This window comes from Rhizobium freirei PRF 81 (genome assembly GCF_000359745.1).
GTDB lineage: Bacteria > Pseudomonadota > Alphaproteobacteria > Rhizobiales > Rhizobiaceae > Rhizobium > Rhizobium freirei.
In genome coordinates this window covers 23,070-39,660 of the sequence record NZ_AQHN01000006.1, presented here as the reverse complement: position 1 = coordinate 39,660, position 16,591 = coordinate 23,070, and the positions used below count along the sequence as shown (strand labels likewise).

Annotated in this window: 12 protein-coding genes; 9 read left to right on the top strand and 3 right to left on the bottom strand. The window is 62.6% G+C overall.

The window, feature by feature from the left end:
* Nucleotides 1–33 precede the first annotated feature (33 nt).
* On the top strand, nucleotides 34–1,047 hold the full coding sequence (locus tag RHSP_RS02280) for a glycosyltransferase (RefSeq protein ID WP_037149135.1): 1,014 nt from the start codon (nucleotides 34–36) through the stop codon (nucleotides 1,045–1,047).
* Nucleotides 1,044–1,430, top strand: coding sequence for a GtrA family protein (locus RHSP_RS02275; RefSeq protein WP_004108135.1), 387 nt, complete (start codon nucleotides 1,044–1,046; stop codon nucleotides 1,428–1,430). The genes RHSP_RS02280 and RHSP_RS02275 overlap by 4 nt, the downstream gene beginning before the upstream one ends.
* 66 nt (nucleotides 1,431–1,496) lie before the next feature.
* On the opposite strand, the gene RHSP_RS02270 is transcribed toward RHSP_RS02275, so the two are convergent.
* On the bottom strand, nucleotides 1,497–2,483 hold the full coding sequence (locus tag RHSP_RS02270) for a Gfo/Idh/MocA family protein (RefSeq protein WP_037149132.1): 987 nt from the start codon (nucleotides 2,481–2,483) through the stop codon (nucleotides 1,497–1,499).
* 317 nt (nucleotides 2,484–2,800) lie between these two features.
* Here RHSP_RS02270 and RHSP_RS02265 point away from each other — a divergent pair, with 317 nt between their 5' ends.
* The 4 genes from RHSP_RS02265 to RHSP_RS02250 all read left to right on the top strand — a co-directional run bounded on the left by RHSP_RS02265 (nucleotide 2,801) and on the right by RHSP_RS02250 (nucleotide 5,881).
* On the top strand, nucleotides 2,801–3,370 hold the full coding sequence (locus RHSP_RS02265) for an isochorismatase family protein (RefSeq protein ID WP_004108131.1): 570 nt from the start codon (nucleotides 2,801–2,803) through the stop codon (nucleotides 3,368–3,370).
* Nucleotides 3,367–4,365 carry a GlxA family transcriptional regulator gene (locus RHSP_RS02260; protein WP_004108105.1) on the top strand — a complete coding sequence of 333 codons (999 nt, stop codon included), beginning with the start codon at nucleotides 3,367–3,369 and terminating at the stop codon, nucleotides 4,363–4,365. Before RHSP_RS02265 ends, RHSP_RS02260 begins: the two co-directional genes overlap by 4 nt.
* Nucleotides 4,366–4,471: 106 nt before the next feature.
* On the top strand, nucleotides 4,472–5,422 hold the full coding sequence (locus RHSP_RS02255) for an aldo/keto reductase (protein ID WP_004108102.1): 951 nt from the start codon (nucleotides 4,472–4,474) through the stop codon (nucleotides 5,420–5,422).
* 15 nt (nucleotides 5,423–5,437) lie between these two features.
* On the top strand, nucleotides 5,438–5,881 hold the full coding sequence (locus RHSP_RS02250; protein WP_004108100.1) for a GNAT family N-acetyltransferase: 444 nt from the start codon (nucleotides 5,438–5,440) through the stop codon (nucleotides 5,879–5,881).
* Here the strand turns inward: RHSP_RS02250 and RHSP_RS02245 are convergent.
* Nucleotides 5,871–6,488 (bottom strand): hypothetical protein, encoded by a 618-nt coding sequence (locus tag RHSP_RS02245; protein WP_037149128.1) that lies wholly within the window; start codon nucleotides 6,486–6,488, stop codon nucleotides 5,871–5,873. The genes RHSP_RS02250 and RHSP_RS02245 overlap by 11 nt on opposite strands.
* A 143-nt stretch (nucleotides 6,489–6,631) precedes the next feature.
* Entirely contained in the window at nucleotides 6,632–7,525 is an 894-nt protein-coding gene (locus tag RHSP_RS02240; protein WP_004108096.1) for a LysR family transcriptional regulator, read from the bottom strand.
* 130 nt (nucleotides 7,526–7,655) lie between these two features.
* Between RHSP_RS02240 and RHSP_RS02235 the strand changes: the two genes are divergently transcribed.
* The 3 genes from RHSP_RS02235 (at nucleotide 7,656) to pbpC (ending at nucleotide 16,517) form a co-directional block, all read left to right on the top strand.
* Nucleotides 7,656–8,651, top strand: coding sequence for an aldo/keto reductase (locus RHSP_RS02235; RefSeq protein WP_004108094.1), 996 nt, complete (start codon nucleotides 7,656–7,658; stop codon nucleotides 8,649–8,651).
* A 253-nt stretch (nucleotides 8,652–8,904) separates the two neighbouring features.
* Nucleotides 8,905–14,421, top strand: coding sequence for an alpha-2-macroglobulin family protein (locus RHSP_RS02230; protein WP_004108092.1), 5,517 nt, complete (start codon nucleotides 8,905–8,907; stop codon nucleotides 14,419–14,421).
* Nucleotides 14,422–14,429: 8 nt separating this feature from the next.
* Nucleotides 14,430–16,517 (top strand): penicillin-binding protein 1C, encoded by a 2,088-nt coding sequence (pbpC, locus tag RHSP_RS02225; protein ID WP_004108090.1) that lies wholly within the window; start codon nucleotides 14,430–14,432, stop codon nucleotides 16,515–16,517.
* The last annotated feature ends 74 nt before the right edge of the window (nucleotides 16,518–16,591 follow it).

The following is a 16,591-nucleotide window of genomic DNA, read 5'->3' as shown; positions in this document are numbered from 1 at the left end:
ACTTGATTTCATGCGTAGGAACCGGCCAAGACCATGTGGAATGAGAAGCTGAACATCGCCGTCCTGCTGCCCTGCTACAACGAAGCTGCAACGATCGGCGAGGTCGTGCGCGGTTTCCGCAAGGCTCTGCCGCAAGCCAGCATCTATGTCTATGACAACAATTCCACCGACGGCACGGCGCTGCACGCCATGCTCGCCGGCGCGACCGTCGTGCGCGAACGCCGGCAGGGCAAGGGGCATGTGGTACGACGCATGTTCGCCGACATCGAAGCCGATATCTATCTTATGGCCGATGGCGACGGCACCTATGCGCCCGAGGATGGAGAAGAGCTGATCCGCACGCTTTTGACCGAAGGCTCCGACATGGTCGTCGGCACCCGCCGCAACGTGCACAACGATGCCGGCCGCCAGGGCCACGCCTTCGGCAACCGTATCTTCAACTGGCTCTATCGCAGTATCTTCAGTGCGGATTTCACCGACATCTTCTCCGGCTACCGCGCCTTTTCGCGCCGTTTCGTCAAGAGCTTCCCGGCCGTTTCGGGCGGCTTCGAGATCGAGACGGAAATGTCGGTTCACGCCTCGCGGCTGAAACTGCCCGTCAGCGAACTGGAACTCGACTATGGCCGGCGGCCGGAAGGCTCGCATTCGAAGCTTTCCACCTTCCGTGACGGCTGGAAGATCCTCCGGATGTTCGCGATGCTGATGAAAGAAACGCGGCCTTTCGCCTTCTTCGGCATCCTGGGCGTCATTGCCATGGAAATGAGCATCGGCTTCTCGATCCCAGTCTTTGTGGAATATTTCGAAACCGGGCTGGTGACGCGCCTGCCGAGCTGGATCCTCTCCGTGGCCCTGACCATGATTGCCTGCATGCTGTTCACGGCCGGCTTGATCCTCGACTCGGTCGCACGCGCCCGCGCCGAACAGCTGCGTATCCATTATATGAGCCTGGCCAAGCCGTCGTCGCGCGAGGTTGGCGATGACCGTACGGTCTACATGGCCGAGCTCGAAAAGCCCGCAAGCCGGAAGAAAAGGGCGAAGGCTGCATGAAGAAGCTCTTTCGCTTCCTGATCGCCGGCGGCGTCGGCTTCGCGGTCGATGCCGGCGTGTTGCATCTCCTGCTTTGGTTCACGCCCTTTGGCCCCTTCGTCGGCCGGGCCATCTCGATCCCGAGCGCGCTGCTCGCCACCTGGGTGCTCAACCGCAACTTCACCTTCGGCCGCTCCGACCGGTCGCTGGCCGCGGAAGGTTTCCGCTATGGTTCGGTCGGGTTGACTTCGGCGCTGCTGAACTATGCGCTCTTCAGCTCGCTTTTGATGACCGAACCGTCGCTGCGGCCGATCATCGCCCTGACGCTGGCTTCGGCGGCGGCAACTGCGTTCAGCTTCTTCGGCTATTCACGCTTCGTCTTCCGCCACCGGCAAAATCCCTAAAGTAAACCCGGGAAATGTGCACAGCGGCTTTCCGTTTGGAGCTGCCTAATGAGATGGGGAAGCCGGTCAGACCGGCTCCCAGCCATCCTTTTCGCTGGCGCGGTAGATGGCGTCGATGACCTTCTGGTTGAGCTTCGAGCTTTCGAGCGGCACGATTTCCGCGCCCTTGCCGAGGGCGGCGGATGCGAAGGCTTCCGCCTCGCGTCTGTACTGGCGGCTGTCAGGGAAGCGGAAGATCTGCGATTCCGAGTGGTTGCGATTGGTCAGTTCCAATTCTTCCGCGCCATAGCGATCGGCATTGAAGGGCGACTTCACCTCGACGAAGCCTTCCGTGCCGTGGAAGACCATGACCTGACGATTGGCCATCTGCGTCGAGATGTAGAAGCTAAGCTCGAAGTCGCCGAAATCGGCCTTGATGCTGGAATAGATGTCGGTGCCGAATTCCGGATCGCGCTCCGTTACCGCCTGAATGCGCAGGGGTTCGCGGCCGGTGACGAAACGGGTGCTGATTGTCGGATAGATGCCGATATCGGGCAGGCCGCCGCCGCCAAGAGCGGGGATATTGCGCATATTGCCAGCATCGCGGTTGAAATAGGTGAAGGCGCCCTGGATATGGCGCAGGCGGCCGATGGCGCCATCGGCGAGCAACGAGCGGACTTTCCGCCAGACCGGCGCATAGGCGACCATATAGGCTTCCATCACCAGCACCTTGTTGCGATCACGGGCGGCAATCAGGCTGTCGATTTCATCCGCCTTGAGCGCGATCGGCTTTTCGCAAAGCACATGCTTGCCGGCGTCCGCCGCCTTGATGGTCCATTCGACATGCTGAGAGGTCGGCAGGGGAATATAGACGGCGTCGATGGTGTCGGAGGCGAGCATCTCCTCATAGGAGCCGAAGGCATGCGGCACGGAAAAGCGGTCCGCCATCTGCCGGGCGCGATCAAAATCGCGGCTGGCGATTGCGGTGACGACGCAATTTTCCGCATCCTGAATGGCGGGGACGACCAGATCGCGGCCGATCTTCGCCGTCGACAGAATTCCGAAACGCAGCATGCTCTCTCTCCTGAAGCATCATCCCGAACAGACGGCAGCATGGCGACGATCGCGACATGGCCCTTGCGGCGGGATCCTTTGTGAACGCGGTGGACAAAGCGAAACAACGGTCATTCCGCTCCGGACGAAACCGGCGCCAACCTTATTCGGCCATTTCTGAAGGCGCAACGCCCGAGAGGAGCCTGCGCGCGTGAAGGCGGCGCACATGGCTCGTCGCGCTATGTCCGTATTTGTCCCCTTTCTGTCTGCCAGATGGCTTTCGAAGCTTTCCTACGTTGCCTAGTCTCGGCTATCCTTCAAGCACAGGAGATACGAAAATGTCCCATGCCGATACCGCACTGCTCGTCATCGATGTTCAGGAATCCTTTCGCCAGCGCCCTTATTGGCGTGCCGACGACCTGCCTGCCTTCACGAGCCGCCTGCAGGCGCTGATCGACGGAGCCAAGGCGAAAGGCATTCCCGTCGTCCAGATTTTCCATGTTGCGGACGAAGACGCGCATTTCAGCCTGAAGAGCGGCTATGTGCGCAAGCTCGACGAAATCTCGCTGGAGGCCGATGCGGTGTTTCACAAGCGCCGTCATTCGGCGCTCGTCGGCTCCGGCCTCGATGTCTGGCTGGTAGCAAACGGCATTCGCAAGGTGATCGTCTCCGGCATCCGCACCGAGCAGTGCTGCGAAACGACCACCCGGCACGCGTCCGACCTCGGCTATGAGGTCGACTACGTCACGGAGGCGACGCTGACCTTCCCGATGACGCATGCGTCGGGCACGGTCTTCAGCGCCGACGATATCAAGAAGCGCAGCGAGCTGGTGCTGTCGGGCCGTTTCGCCCGCATCGCAACGGTCGAGGAAGCGCTTGCCGATACATCGATCCGGAGTGCCGCATGACCCAAAGCGGCCGGCGCCTCCATCGGCGGATCATTCCCGTTTACGTGCTTCTGCCGCCCTATACGCTGCTGATGGACGTGGCCGGGCCGGTGGAGGTGCTGCGCCGCGCCAATATCGAACAGGAGGACGTCCTGTTCGATTATCGCTTCGTCGCCGCCCAACCATCGCAGACGACCTCGGTCGGGCTGATGTTGGCCGAACTCAAGCCCTTGCCGGATCACATTCCCGATGGCGCCTATGTCATTCTGTCCGGCAGCGTCACGCCGCCTGACGATACCGAAGATATCGAACCGGAACTAGCCACGCTTGCCGCCTGGCTGAAACGCGCGATCCGTCCGGGCATCACCCTCGTCACCATCTGTTCCGGAGCGGTGCTTGCGGCCCGGGCCGGCCTGATGGACGGCTATGCCTGCACCACGCATGCCGCCTGCCTCGACGAGGTCCGGGAACATGCGCCGACTGCAAGGGTTCTCGACAACCGGCTCTATGTCGAGGATCGGGATCGCTATTCGAGCGCCGGCATCACGACGGGCACCGATCTGATGCTGCACCTCGCCTCCAAGCTGACCTCGCCGATGACGGCGCTGACCATTGCCCGGCACATGGTCGTTTACATGCGACGGACCGGCGCCGAGCCGCAGCTTTCGCCCTGGCTTAGCGGCCGCAACCATGTGCACCCCGCCATCCATCGCGTTCAGGATGCGATCATGGCCGATCCGGCCCACAGCTGGTCGCTTTCCGAGCTTGCCGGCATCGGCGCGATGAGCGCACGCCACATTTCGCGGCTGTTTCAGGAGCATGCCGGCCTGTCGGTGACGGCCTATGTCAATCTGATGCGGGTCACCCTGGCCCGCGACGTGCTCGCCAATTCCAGGCTGGACATGGAGAGCGTGGCGGAAAAATCCGGCTTCGCCTCGCCGCGGCACATGCGGCGCGTCTGGTCGAAATACAACGCGCTGCCGCCCAGCCACTATCGGCGCTCGACGGTCGAATAAAGAAATCGTTAGTAGAATTTCGCCGCTTGCGGCGTTAGCCTTGCCTTGTCCCTCCCTTCCGGCGCCTGTTCGCCGGTACGCCCCTCAAGTGATCTGGAGAAACATCATGGACATGCGCAAGCTTGGACGAACCGATCTGTTTGTCGCCCCCATTGTTTTCGGCGGCAACGTCTTCGGCTGGACGGCCGACGAGAAAACCTCCTACGCACTGCTCGACGCCTTCTTCGACGCGGGCTTCAACACCATCGACACGGCCGATGTCTATTCCAGCTGGGTTCCCGGCAACAAGGGCGGCGATTCCGAGGAGATCATCGGCAAATGGCTGAAGCAGGGCCGCGTTTCGCGCGACAAGGCCATCATCATCACCAAGGTCGGATCGGAGATGGGTCCGGGCAAGAAGGGGCTCAAGGCCGATTATATCATCGAGGCGGCGGAAGCCTCGCTGAAGCGGCTGCAGACCGATCACATCGACCTTTATCTGTCGCACTGGCCGGACCCGGAAACGCCACACGAGGAATCGCTTGCCGCTTATGCCAAGCTGAAGGAGCAGGGCAAGATCCGCCATGTCGGCTGCTCGAACCTCGATGCGACGCAGCTCCAGGCTTCGCTCGATGCCGCCGCCAAGGCCGGCCTGCCACGCTACGACGTGCTGCAGCCGGAATATAACCTTTATGCCCGCGACAGCTTCGAGGGAGCGCTGGCAGACCTCTGCGTCAGCCAAGAGATCGGCGTCATCACCTATTTCAGCCTCGCCGCCGGCTTCCTGACCGGCAAGTACCGCAGCAAGGCAGATACCGAGGGACGGGCGCGCGAGGGCCGGGTTTCAGCCTATCTCGACGACAAGGGCCTGCGCATCCTTGCCGCACTCGACAAGGTCTCGGCCGAAACCGGCGCGAAGCCCGCCGAGATCGCGCTTGCATGGCTGCTGCGCAAGCGCGGCGTCACGGCTCCGATCGCCAGCGCAACTAGCCTCAGCCAGCTCGACGCGCTAATCAATTCGGCGAAGCTTTCGCTTTCCGACGATGCCATGCGCCTGCTCGATGCAGCCGGCGAATAAGAGAGACAGCCCCCGATGACCGTCACGATCCGAGACGCCAGACCTGAAGACGAAGTCCGCTGGCGTACTCTGTGGGAGGGCTACCTCGCCTTCTACCGCGTCACCATCGCGCCCGAGATCACCGATGCGACCTGGCGCCGGGTCTTCGATCCGGCGTCGGCTATCTTCATGCGCGTGGCCGAGGCCGACGGCGAGGTGAAGGGTTTTACCCTTTGCATTACACATGAGGGCACATGGACGCTCGCTCCCGACTGTTATCTGGAAGACCTGTTCGTCGATGAAAGCGCCAGGGGCCACGGCGTCGGCCGGGCGCTTCTGGACGATCTCGTCACGCTCTGCAAGAAGAACGGCTGGGGCCGCCTCTACTGGCATACGGAAGAAACCAACGCGACGGCCCGCGAGCTCTACGACACCTATGTCGAGAGCGACGGGCATATCCGCTACCGCATCAATTTCTGAGTTTGGGAAAGCCCTCGTAGTAAGCGGAATGATCGCCTTCCCAATTAGCCATGCCCGGTTTGGTCAGCATACCGCGCGGGTTGACGTAACTCTGGATAGTCCGCATCGGCCGCTCGTGCCACTGGATGTTGAAAGCCCATAGCTTCGGGAAGAAGCAGAGCGATGCATAGGGCAGATGATCGTGAATCCACCAGGCGAGCTTCTGCCAATCGCCCTCATGGCTATTGTGGTCAATCAGCCAGGGTACGACGATGCAGACGGCCGCGCCCATGCAGCCATCGAGATCGCGCATATCCCAGATGTGGTGCGCGGCAGTGTGAGGATTGGTCGAGCAGTTCAGCCCATTCTTGTTGCCGAAAGCGTTGACCTCGGGCGAGCGGTAGCCAGAGCGGATATGTAGCCGGCCAAAGGTCGCCTCCAGCGGCTCCAGCAATTCCTCGCAAAGCCTGCGGCCCGTTTCGATCGCCAGATCGGGATCCTCCGGAATATTGGGGATGCGATGGAAATCTGATATTTCCGAATGCAGGAAATCGCGGAAGAAGAAATTCTTTGAAAGTCTGACACGGCCGAGATCCTCAAGCCCCTTCATCGACCCCGGTTTTTTCATTGCTGCAATCCCCTTCCTGAAACTATCCGACAGTCGAGACGAGTTATGGCATCGCCACAACCCGATTTCTGTCAGCAGTCGCAAATTGCTTTGTTTACGCGATTTCGGACGGAAAACCGCTGCACACTTTTCCTGAAATCGCTCTAAAGCCCTGTATATTTGAAGAAATCGATGAAGGCTCTGAGCGCCGGGCGCATCTGGCGGCGGCTCGGATAGTAGATGCAGAAGCCCGGATAGGGTGGACACCAATCCTCGAGCACGCGGATGAGCTTGCCCTCGGCCAGCTCCTGCTGCACGCGAATATCGAACAGATAGGCAAGGCCGGCGCCATTGACGGCGGCCAGAACCCCAAGCCGATCCTCGATGACGATCAGAGGCCCATCGATGGCAACGACCAGCTCGCGGCCATCCTTCTCGAACTCCCAGCGATAGAGCGAGCCATCGGTGAACCGCCGCTTGATGCAGCGATGATGGACGAGATCGCGGGGATGCAGCGGCTTCGGATGCTTCTCGAAATAGGCCGGGGAGCCGGCAATGACGGTGCGGATGTCAGGCGAGATTTTCACCGCGATCATGTCGCCTTCGATGCTCTCCGCCAGCCGGATGCCGGCATCGTAGCCTTCCTTGACGATATTGCTGAAGCCATCCTCGTTGGCGATCTCCAGCGTGATGTCCGGGTAGGTATTGAGGAAATCGCCAAGCCGCGGCGCCATCAGGAGATCCGAAGCAAAGCGCGGGGCGGTGATGCGCAGCGTACCGGCGGGGCGGCCACGGGTCGCGAGCGTATCCTCCAGTGCGATATCGATTTCCTCCAGAGCCGGCGCAAGCCGCTGGAGCAGCGCCTGCCCTTCCTCGGTCGGGAGCACGCTGCGCGTCGTGCGGGCAAGCAGCCGCACGCCAAGGCTTTCTTCAAGGCTGGAAACGGCATGGCTCACTGCAGACGGGGCGATCGCCAGTTCCTTACCGGCAGCGCGGAAGCTGCGATGGGCGGCGACGGCGGCAAAAACGGCGAGTTGGGAGAGCTGTGTCCTGTTCATTGATCTATATTATAGAACAGCCTGTAAGGATTTGCATGGATTTTCATTCATTATGCGGAACCCTAACTTGAGCTCGTAGGCAGCGGACATAAGCCCCCGCCGCTCCCATAAGGCTCAAGAGGAATAGACCATGAAAACCCGCAGGCTTGGTAAGGATCTCACCGTTTCCGCCGTTGGACTCGGCTGCATGGGCATGAGCTTCGCTTATGGCTCGGCCGACGAGGCCGAATCCGTCGAGACGCTCCGTCGCGCCGTCGATCTCGGCGTCACCTTCTTCGACACCGCTGAAGTCTATGGCCCTTTCACCAACGAGGAGCTGCTCGGCCGCACGCTGAAGCCGGTTCGTGACCGCGTGGTCATCGCCACCAAATTCGGCTTCAAGCTCGATCACACGAAAAGCGGGCCGGCCGCCATGGTCGGCGTCGATAGCCGGCCCGAACATGTCAGGCAAGTCGCCGAAGCCTCCCTGAAACGGCTCGGCACCAATGTCATCGACCTCTTCTACCAGCATCGCGTCGATCCGAACGTGCCGATCGAAGACACGGTCGGCGCCATGGCGGAGCTGGTGAGAGAGGGAAAGGTGCGGGCGCTCGGCCTCTCCGAAGCCGGCTCCTCAACCATCCGCCGTGCCCACGCGGTGCATCCGATCGCTGCCGTGCAGAGCGAATATTCGCTCTGGAGCCGCGATCCGGAGGAGGACGTGCTTGCCACGTGTCGCGAACTCGGCATCGGTTTCGTGCCCTATAGCCCGCTCGGCCGCGGCTTCCTGACGGGTGCGATCCAAAAGACCGACGATCTTGCCACCGACGATTTCCGCCGGTCGCTGCCACGCTTCCAGAGCGAGAACTTCGATGCCAACGCGGCTCTGGTCGCCAGGTTGCAATCACTTGCCGAGGAAAAGTGCGTCACGGCGGCACAACTGGCGCTCGCATGGGTGCTGCATCAGGGAGACGACATCGTGCCCATCCCCGGCGCCCGCAAGCTGCATCATCTCGAGCAGAATGCGGCAGCTGCCGCTATCGTGCTTTCGCCGCAGGAAGTGAAGGAACTTAGCGACATCATCACGCCCGAGAACGTCGCCGGCAAGCGGTATAGCGATACCTCCCTCGCCATGACGAATATATGACAATTGCGGCACTGCCATCGGCTGAACGAAGACACCGACCATCAAGGCCGGTGTCATTTTGGGACTGAAAAGAAAAGTGAAGTGCTCCCAAGGGGTAGCGGAATATGCGGATCGTTGATTTGCAGGTTCTTTCAAGCTCCTAGAAAGATCGTCATAGGCGTAAATCTTTACCATCTCTCCACGCTCGGTTGACAAACGATCCCGAAATTTGAAGATTGCCGCCATCAAAAACGGGGCAGCGTTGGGAGGACTTATGTCTAAGCGCGCGTTTATCGGCTTCTCTGCTTTTCTTCTCGCCACTTTCGCATCTCTGAGCCCTTCGGCCGCGGCTGACGTCAAGCGCCAGGTGGTCACCACGAAGGATGGCGATTACTTCGGCTTCGATCTGCGCACCGAGCAGAATGTGACACTGGACCAATGCTCCGCGTCCTGCATCGGCGACAAGTCCTGCAAGGCCTTCACCTACAATCCCAAGGTGAAATGGTGCTTCATGAAGTCCGATTTCAACCAGCTCAACAACTTCCCTGGCGCGATCGCCGGCAAGATCGTCGAGACGGCTGCGGTCACGGAACCGGATATCGGCGCTGCCCCCGCCCTTCCCTTCCTGTCGGACGATTTCGTCAAAAGCGCGCGCGATGCCAAAAGCACGCTGACGCTCGGCAGCGAGTTGAAAGGTCAAGGCGTCGAAAGCCTGATCGCGCTCGGCCGCATCGAGCTGACCTCCGGCAACGTCAACAATGCCCTCAACGCATTCCAGGGCGCACTTTCGCTCAGCCCCGACAACGGCGACCTGTGGGTCGAAATGGCGCGCGCCGCCAATACCGTTACGAATGACACGTCCCTCGCCACCAGGGCGGCTTATGCGGCGCTCAACGGCTACCAGCTCACCCGCATGACGAGCAGCCGCGCCGATGCCCTCGCCGTTCTCGCCGAGGCGCTCAAGAACGCGCAGAACTATCGTCCGGCGCTCAGCGCCTACAAGGCGAGCCTCAATCTCGTCAGCTCCGCCGCTGTCCAGGCAGCCTACAACGATCTCCTGGCTCGCCAGGGCTTCCGCGTCACCGGCAACACGCTCGACAACGACAACGCTTCGCCACGCGCCTGCGTGCAGTTCTCCGAAAAGCTGGTGAAGAGCGGCGTCGACTACACGCCTTTCGTCACCCTCAACGGCGCCGCACCCAAGGGCGTCGACGCCAAGGGCAACCAGATCTGCGTCGAGGGCCTGGAATTCGGCCAGCACTACCGCATTTCGCTGCGCGCCGGCCTGCCCTCCTCCGTGGATGAAAACCTTGCCTCCCAGGTTAATGTCGACGTCTACGTCAAGGATCGCACGGCTTCGCTGCGCTTCACCGGCGACAATTTCGTACTGCCTTCGACGGCACGGCGCGGCATTCCGATCGTTTCCGTCAATGCCACGACGGCCAATCTCAAGCTCTATCGCGTCGGCGACCGCAACATCGCGCAGCTGCTCAACGGCTCGCAGTTCCTGACGCAGATGGACAACTACAGCGCCCAGACCATCCAGGACACCAATGGCGAACTGGTCTGGCAGGGCTCCATCGAAATCAAGCAGGAGCTCAACAAGGATGTCGCGACCAGCTTCCCGGTCGACGAGGCGCTGCCGAAGCGCAAGCCCGGCGTCTATGTGCTGACGGCGGTTGCGCCCAACAGCGGCCACGAATGGGATCCGCAGGCAACGCAATGGTTCGTGGTTTCCGACATCGGCGTCACCACCTATGCCGGCACCGACGGGCTGAATGTCTTCGCCCGCTCGCTCGGCAGCGCCAAGCCGCTTGCAGGCGTGCAGCTGCAGCTGCTTGCCAAGAACAATGAAATCCTCGGCACCGCAAAGACCGATGACAAGGGCCGCGCCACCTTCAGCGCTGGCCTGATGCGCGGCACGGCGGGCATGACGCCGGCCGTCATCACCGCCCAGAACGGCGATCAGGATTACGTCTTCCTCGACATGACCCGCGCCGGCTTCGATCTTTCCGACCGCGGCGTTGCCGGCAGAACCGCGCCCGGCGCCATCGACCTTCTGACCTGGACGGAACGCGGCATCTACCGCGCCGGCGAAACGGTGCATGCCTCGGCTCTTGCCCGCGACGTCAGCTCGACGGCGGTCGAAAAGCTGCCGCTCACCTTCGTCTTCCTGCGCCCCGATGGCGTCGAGGACCGCCGCATCGTCACCGACGGCGGCAAGCTCGGCGGCTATAATGTCGACCTGCCGCTGCAGCAGACTTCGATGCGCGGCACCTGGACGATGAATATCTATACCGATCCGAAGGGCTCCTCCATCGGCTCGCAGACCTTCATCGTCGACGACTTCGTGCCGGATCGCATCGAATTCGACATGAAGAGCGATGCCAAGGAAATCGAAGTCGGCCAGCCGACGCCTGTCAATGTCGATGGGCGCTATCTCTATGGCGCTCCGGCGGCCGGCCTCAACCTCGAAGGCGAAGTGACGCTGAAGCCGACGCGCCAGAGCGACACCTACAAGGGCTATCTGTTCGGTCTCGCCGACGAAGGCGCCGGCAAGGCAAATGCAAACAATGACGACGACGACAGCAGCGGCGACAGCAAGGCCGAGAGCACGCAGGTGCCGCTCGAAGACCTGCAGGCGCTGGACGAAAACGGCAAGACCACCTTCAACGTCACCATCAACGATACGCCTTCGACCACGCAGCTCCTGAACGCCAACATCACCGTGCGCATGCAGGAAGCCGGCGGCCGCGCCGTCGAGCGTTCACTGACGCTGCCCGTCAAGGCGGATGGGCCGCGCATCGGCATCAAACCGGAATTCGACGGCGATCTCGGCGAGAATGCCATCGGCAACTTCCACGTCATCGCTGTCGATGCCAACGGTCAGAAGCAGGCCATGCAGGGCCTGACCTGGAAGCTGCTGAGCGTCGAGCGCAATTATCAATGGTATCGCGACGGCAATAGCTGGAAATACGAGCCGATCATGTCCACCAAGCAGGTGGCGGTCGGCACGGTGAACGCCACGACGGACGGCGCGGCAATTTCCATGCCCGTCACCTGGGGTCGCTACCGGCTGGAAGTTTCCACCGCCGATGCCAACGGTCCGGAATCGAGCATCGAATTCAATGCCGGCTGGTATGTCGCCTCCACGTCGACGGAAACGCCGGATGCGCTGGAGATCGCGCTCGACAAGGCAAGCTACCATGTCGGCGACACCGCCAAGCTGAAAGTGACCTCGCGCTATGCCGGCCAGCTGATGGTGACGGCAGGCTCCGAGACACTGATTTCGGTCACCAGTGCCGATATCGGCGCCACGGGCGGCGAGGTCGATATCCCGGTCACAGCCGATTGGGGCGCCGGCACCTATCTGACCGCCACCCTCTTCCGCCCCGGCGAAGCGCAGGAAAGCCGCATGCCGATGCGCGCCATCGGCATCAAATGGGCGCTGGTCGATCCGGGCGAGCGCAAGCTGCAGATCAAGCTCGACGCGCCGCAGAAGACCTTGCCGCGTCAACCGTTGACCATCGGCGTGCAGGTATCGGGCGCCGGCACCAATGAAGACGCTTACGTCACGGTTGCCGCCGTCGATGTCGGCATCCTCAACCTGACGCGCTACCAGCCGCCGGCTCCGGACGAGTGGTATTACGGCCAGCGCCAGCTCGGCCTTGAAATCCGCGATATCTACGGTCGCCTCATCGACGGCTCGCTCGGCGCGACCGGCAAGCTGCGCACCGGCGGCGACGGCGGACAGGCGGCATTGCAGGCAAGCCCGCCGAAGGAAAAGCTCGTCGCCTTCTTCTCCGGCCCGATCAAGCTGGATGCCAGCGGCAAGGCGAGTGTCAGCTTCGATATCCCGCAGTTCAACGGCACGGCGCGGCTGATGGCCGTGGCCTGGTCGAAAGCCGGCGTCGGACATGCGACGCAGGACGCGATTATCCGCGATCCGGTCGTCGTCACCGCCAGCCTGCCGAAATTCCTCGCACCTGGAGACAAGGCCAACCTGCGGCTCGATGTCGCCAACACCGACTCACCCGCCGGCGAGTACACGCTCGCGGTCACGGGCAACAGTGCCGTGAGCGTGGATGCCAATGCCGCGCAGCAGAAGATCAACCTGCAGGCCGGCGGCAAATACAACATCACCCTGCCGCTCACCGGCGGTCAGCCCGGCGACGGCACGGTTTCGATCAAGCTGTCGAATGCTTCAGGCATGTCGCTCGATCAGTCGGTCGACCTCCCCGTCCGTCCGGCGCAGCTGCCGCTCACCGAACGGCGTCTCATCGCGCTGGCGCCCGGCAAGAGCCTGACCGTCAATTCAGAACTTCTCGCCGACAGCGTGCTGCCCGGCGCTTCGGTCAGCGTCAATGTCAGCCGCTCCAGCGCCTTCGACGTGCCGGCGCTGCTGATGAGCCTCAGCCGCTATCCCTATGGCTGCGCCGAACAGACGGCGAGCAGCGCGCTGCCGCTGCTCTATTTCAGCGACATGGCGATCAAGAACGGCCTTGCGGACGATACCGAAATCCGCAAGCGCGTGCAGGACGCCATCTATCGCGAAATGTCCTACCAATCCTCGACCGGCAGCTTCGGTCTCTGGGGCCCGGGCTCGGGCGATCTCTGGCTCGACGCCTATGTGACCGACTTCCTGACCCGTGCACGCGAGCAGAAGTACAATGTGCCGGATCAGGCCATGGTGCAGGCGCTGGAAAACCTCCAGAACGCGCTGAGCGCCAATACCAACGTCAAGGACAATGGCAACGAGATCGCCTATGCGCTCTACGTGCTGGCACGCAACAAGAAGGCGTCGATCAGCGACCTGCGCTACTATGCCGACACGATGCTGGACGACTTCCCGACACCGCTGTCCAAGGCGCATCTGGCCGCGGCTCTGGCGCTCTACGGGGATGCACAGCGCTCGCGCAACATCTTCGTCGATGCCCTGCAGATGTCGCAGAAGGCGGCTGTCACCAAGGTCAGCTTCGCCCGCTCGGACTACGGTTCGTCGCTGCGCGACGGCGCCGCCGTGCTGGCGCTTGCCGCCGAAAGCCGTCCCGTGCCGCCGATCATTCCTGATCTCGCCAGCGTCGTCGCCAAGGATTGGCAGAGCCGGAAATATACCAGCACCCAGGAACAGACCTGGATGCTGCTTGCCGCCCGCGCCCTGCAGAACGGCGATGACGGCCTGACGCTCGACGTCAACGGTGCTGCCCATACCGGCACCTACATGGCACAAATGTCGGGCGATGCCCTGATGGGCCATCCGTTGACCATCACCAACACGACGCGCCAGCCGCTGTCTGCGGCCGTCACCACGGTCGCCGCTCCGGCTGCGCCACTGCCGGCCGGCGGCAACGGCTTCAAGATCGAGCGCAAGTACTACACGCTCGATGGCGAAGAGGCGAATGTCAGCCAGGCGCAGCAGAACGAGCGCTATGTCGTCGTGCTGCACGTCATCGGCAACAATGACTGGCAGCAGCGCCTTCTGGTGACCGATCTGCTGCCGGCCGGCTTCGAAATCGACAATCCGAGCATCGTCAGCAGCGCCCAGCTGTCGAATTTCGACTGGCTGAGCGACGTGCAGCCCGCCCATGTCGAATTCCGCTACGATCGCTTCGTCGCCGCCTTCGACCAGACCGACGGCGCGAACCGCGACCTGAGCTTCGCCTATGTCGTGCGCGCCGTGACACCGGGCGTCTACGACCATCCGGCCGCAAGCGTCGAGGACATGTATCGTCCGCAGTTCTCGGCCCGCACGGCGATGGGCCGCATGGAGGTGCTGGCCGCCCAGCAGTAAGTGCAGCGATGAAGGCACGATGGAAGATTGCGATTGGTGTTGGAGCCACTGCCTTGACGGCGGTGGCTCTGGTCTTCGGCCTGATGGCTGCGGACCGAGCCTTTCCGCCGCCACTGGACAATGCCCGCATCGTCTCGGCCGAGGTGCTCGATGCCAATGGCGATCTCTTGCGCGCCTTCGCCACGCCGGAGGGGCGCTGGCGGCTGAAGACAGACGTTGCCGATGTCGATCCGCAATATCTGCGCATGCTGGTCGCCTATGAGGACCGGCGCTTCTACGATCACCACGGCGTCGATCCGATAGCGATCGGCCGCGCCTTCGTGCAGCTCGTGACGCATGGCCGCATCGTCTCGGGCGGTTCGACGCTCTCCATGCAGGTGGCGCGCCTGATCGAGCCGCGCAGCGAGCGGTCGGTAACGGCAAAGCTCTTGCAGATTGTCCGTGCTATCCAGATCGAGCGCCGGCTCAGCAAGGAACAGATCCTAGATCTCTACCTGACACACGCGCCCTATGGCGGCAATCTGGAGGGCGTGCGCGCGGCAAGCCTTGCTTACTTCGGCAAGGAGCCACGCCATCTGAGTGTGGCGCAATCGGCCCTTCTCGTCGCTCTACCGCAGTTGCCGGAAAAACGCCGGCCGGACAGAAACCTTGCAACCGCGCAGGCTGCCCGCCATCGCGTGCTCGAGCGCGCCGCCGTGGCCACCATCATTGGCGAGGGGGAAGCGGAGCGGGCCGCCCTGACGCCCATCCCGGCCGACCGGCGGCAACTGCCGGCTTTTGCAGCGCATCTTGCCGAACTGGCTCTCAAGAAACAGCCCGGCGTCATCCAGCATCGAACCACTCTGCGGCGCAATGTGCAGCAGGGGCTGGAAGCAGTCGCCGATGCGGCTGCAAAGCGGCTCGGGCCGAAAGTGTCGGTGGCCATGATCATGGCCGATGCCAGGACCGGCGAGATCATCGGCGAGGTCGGCTCGGCCAATTATTTCGATTCCAGCCGCTCGGGCTGGGTCGACATGACTCGTGTGCTGCGCTCGCCCGGCTCGACGCTGAAGCCTTTCATCTATGGGCTGGCTTTCGAGCAGGGCTATGTCGCGCAGGAAACGATCATCGAGGATCGCCCCGCCGATTTCTACGGCTATCGTCCGCGCAATTTCGATATGAGCTACCAGGGCGATGTGACCGTGCGCCAGGCACTGCAGCTGTCGCTCAACGTACCGGCCGTGCGCCTGCTGGACGCTGTCGGGCCGACGAGGCTGCTGGTGCGCTTCCGCCGCGCCGAGGTGAAGCCGAAGCTGCCGCCGAACGAAGCGCCGGGCCTCGCCATCGGCCTTGGTGGCGTCGGCGTCACCCTCAAGGACCTCGTGCAGCTCTATGCCGGGCTTGCCAATCGCGGCAAGGCGATGCGGATCGGCGACGGCGTTCAGGACGAGCCGGGGCCGATCGAAGGCGAGCCGCTGATGGAGCCGGTCGCGGTCTGGAACATCACCGACATTCTCTCCGACATCATCGCGCCGCGCGGCAGCAAGCAGCTCGGCATCGCCTACAAGACCGGCACCAGCTACGGCAATCGCGACGCGTGGTCGATCGGCTATGACGGCGCGCATGTGCTTGGCGTCTGGGTCGGTCGGCCGGATAACGGCGCCGTGCCGGGGCTGGCGGGCTATATTTCGGCGGCACCCATCCTGTTCGAAGCCTTCGCCAAATCGGGCGTCGCCATTACCTCCTTCCCTCCGCCTCCCATGGGCGCGGTGCGCATCGCCGCAACCGAGCTGCCCATCAGCCAGCGCCGCTTCTCCGTGACCGCCGCCGGGCTGCTGGCCGCGTCGAGCCGCGAGCCGGCGCCGCAGATCGTCTATCCGCCCGAAGGCGCGCGCGTCGATCTCGGGGCAGGCAGCGGCGCCGATCAGATCGCGCCGCTGGCGCTGAAGCTGCAGGGCGGGCGGGCGCCATTCCGATGGCTGGCCAATGGCAAGCCGCTGCCGGAACTTTCGCGCCGCCGCACCAACCAGTGGACGCCCGATGGCGCCGGCTATTCCACGCTGACCGTCATCGATGCGGCCGGCCGCGCCGCCAGCGTGCGGGTTTTCGTCGAGTAAGAGCCGTCACATCATTGCGATCACGCCGTCGCATTTTTGTCAGCCGGTATCGTCTATGTTATCTTAGACATAAC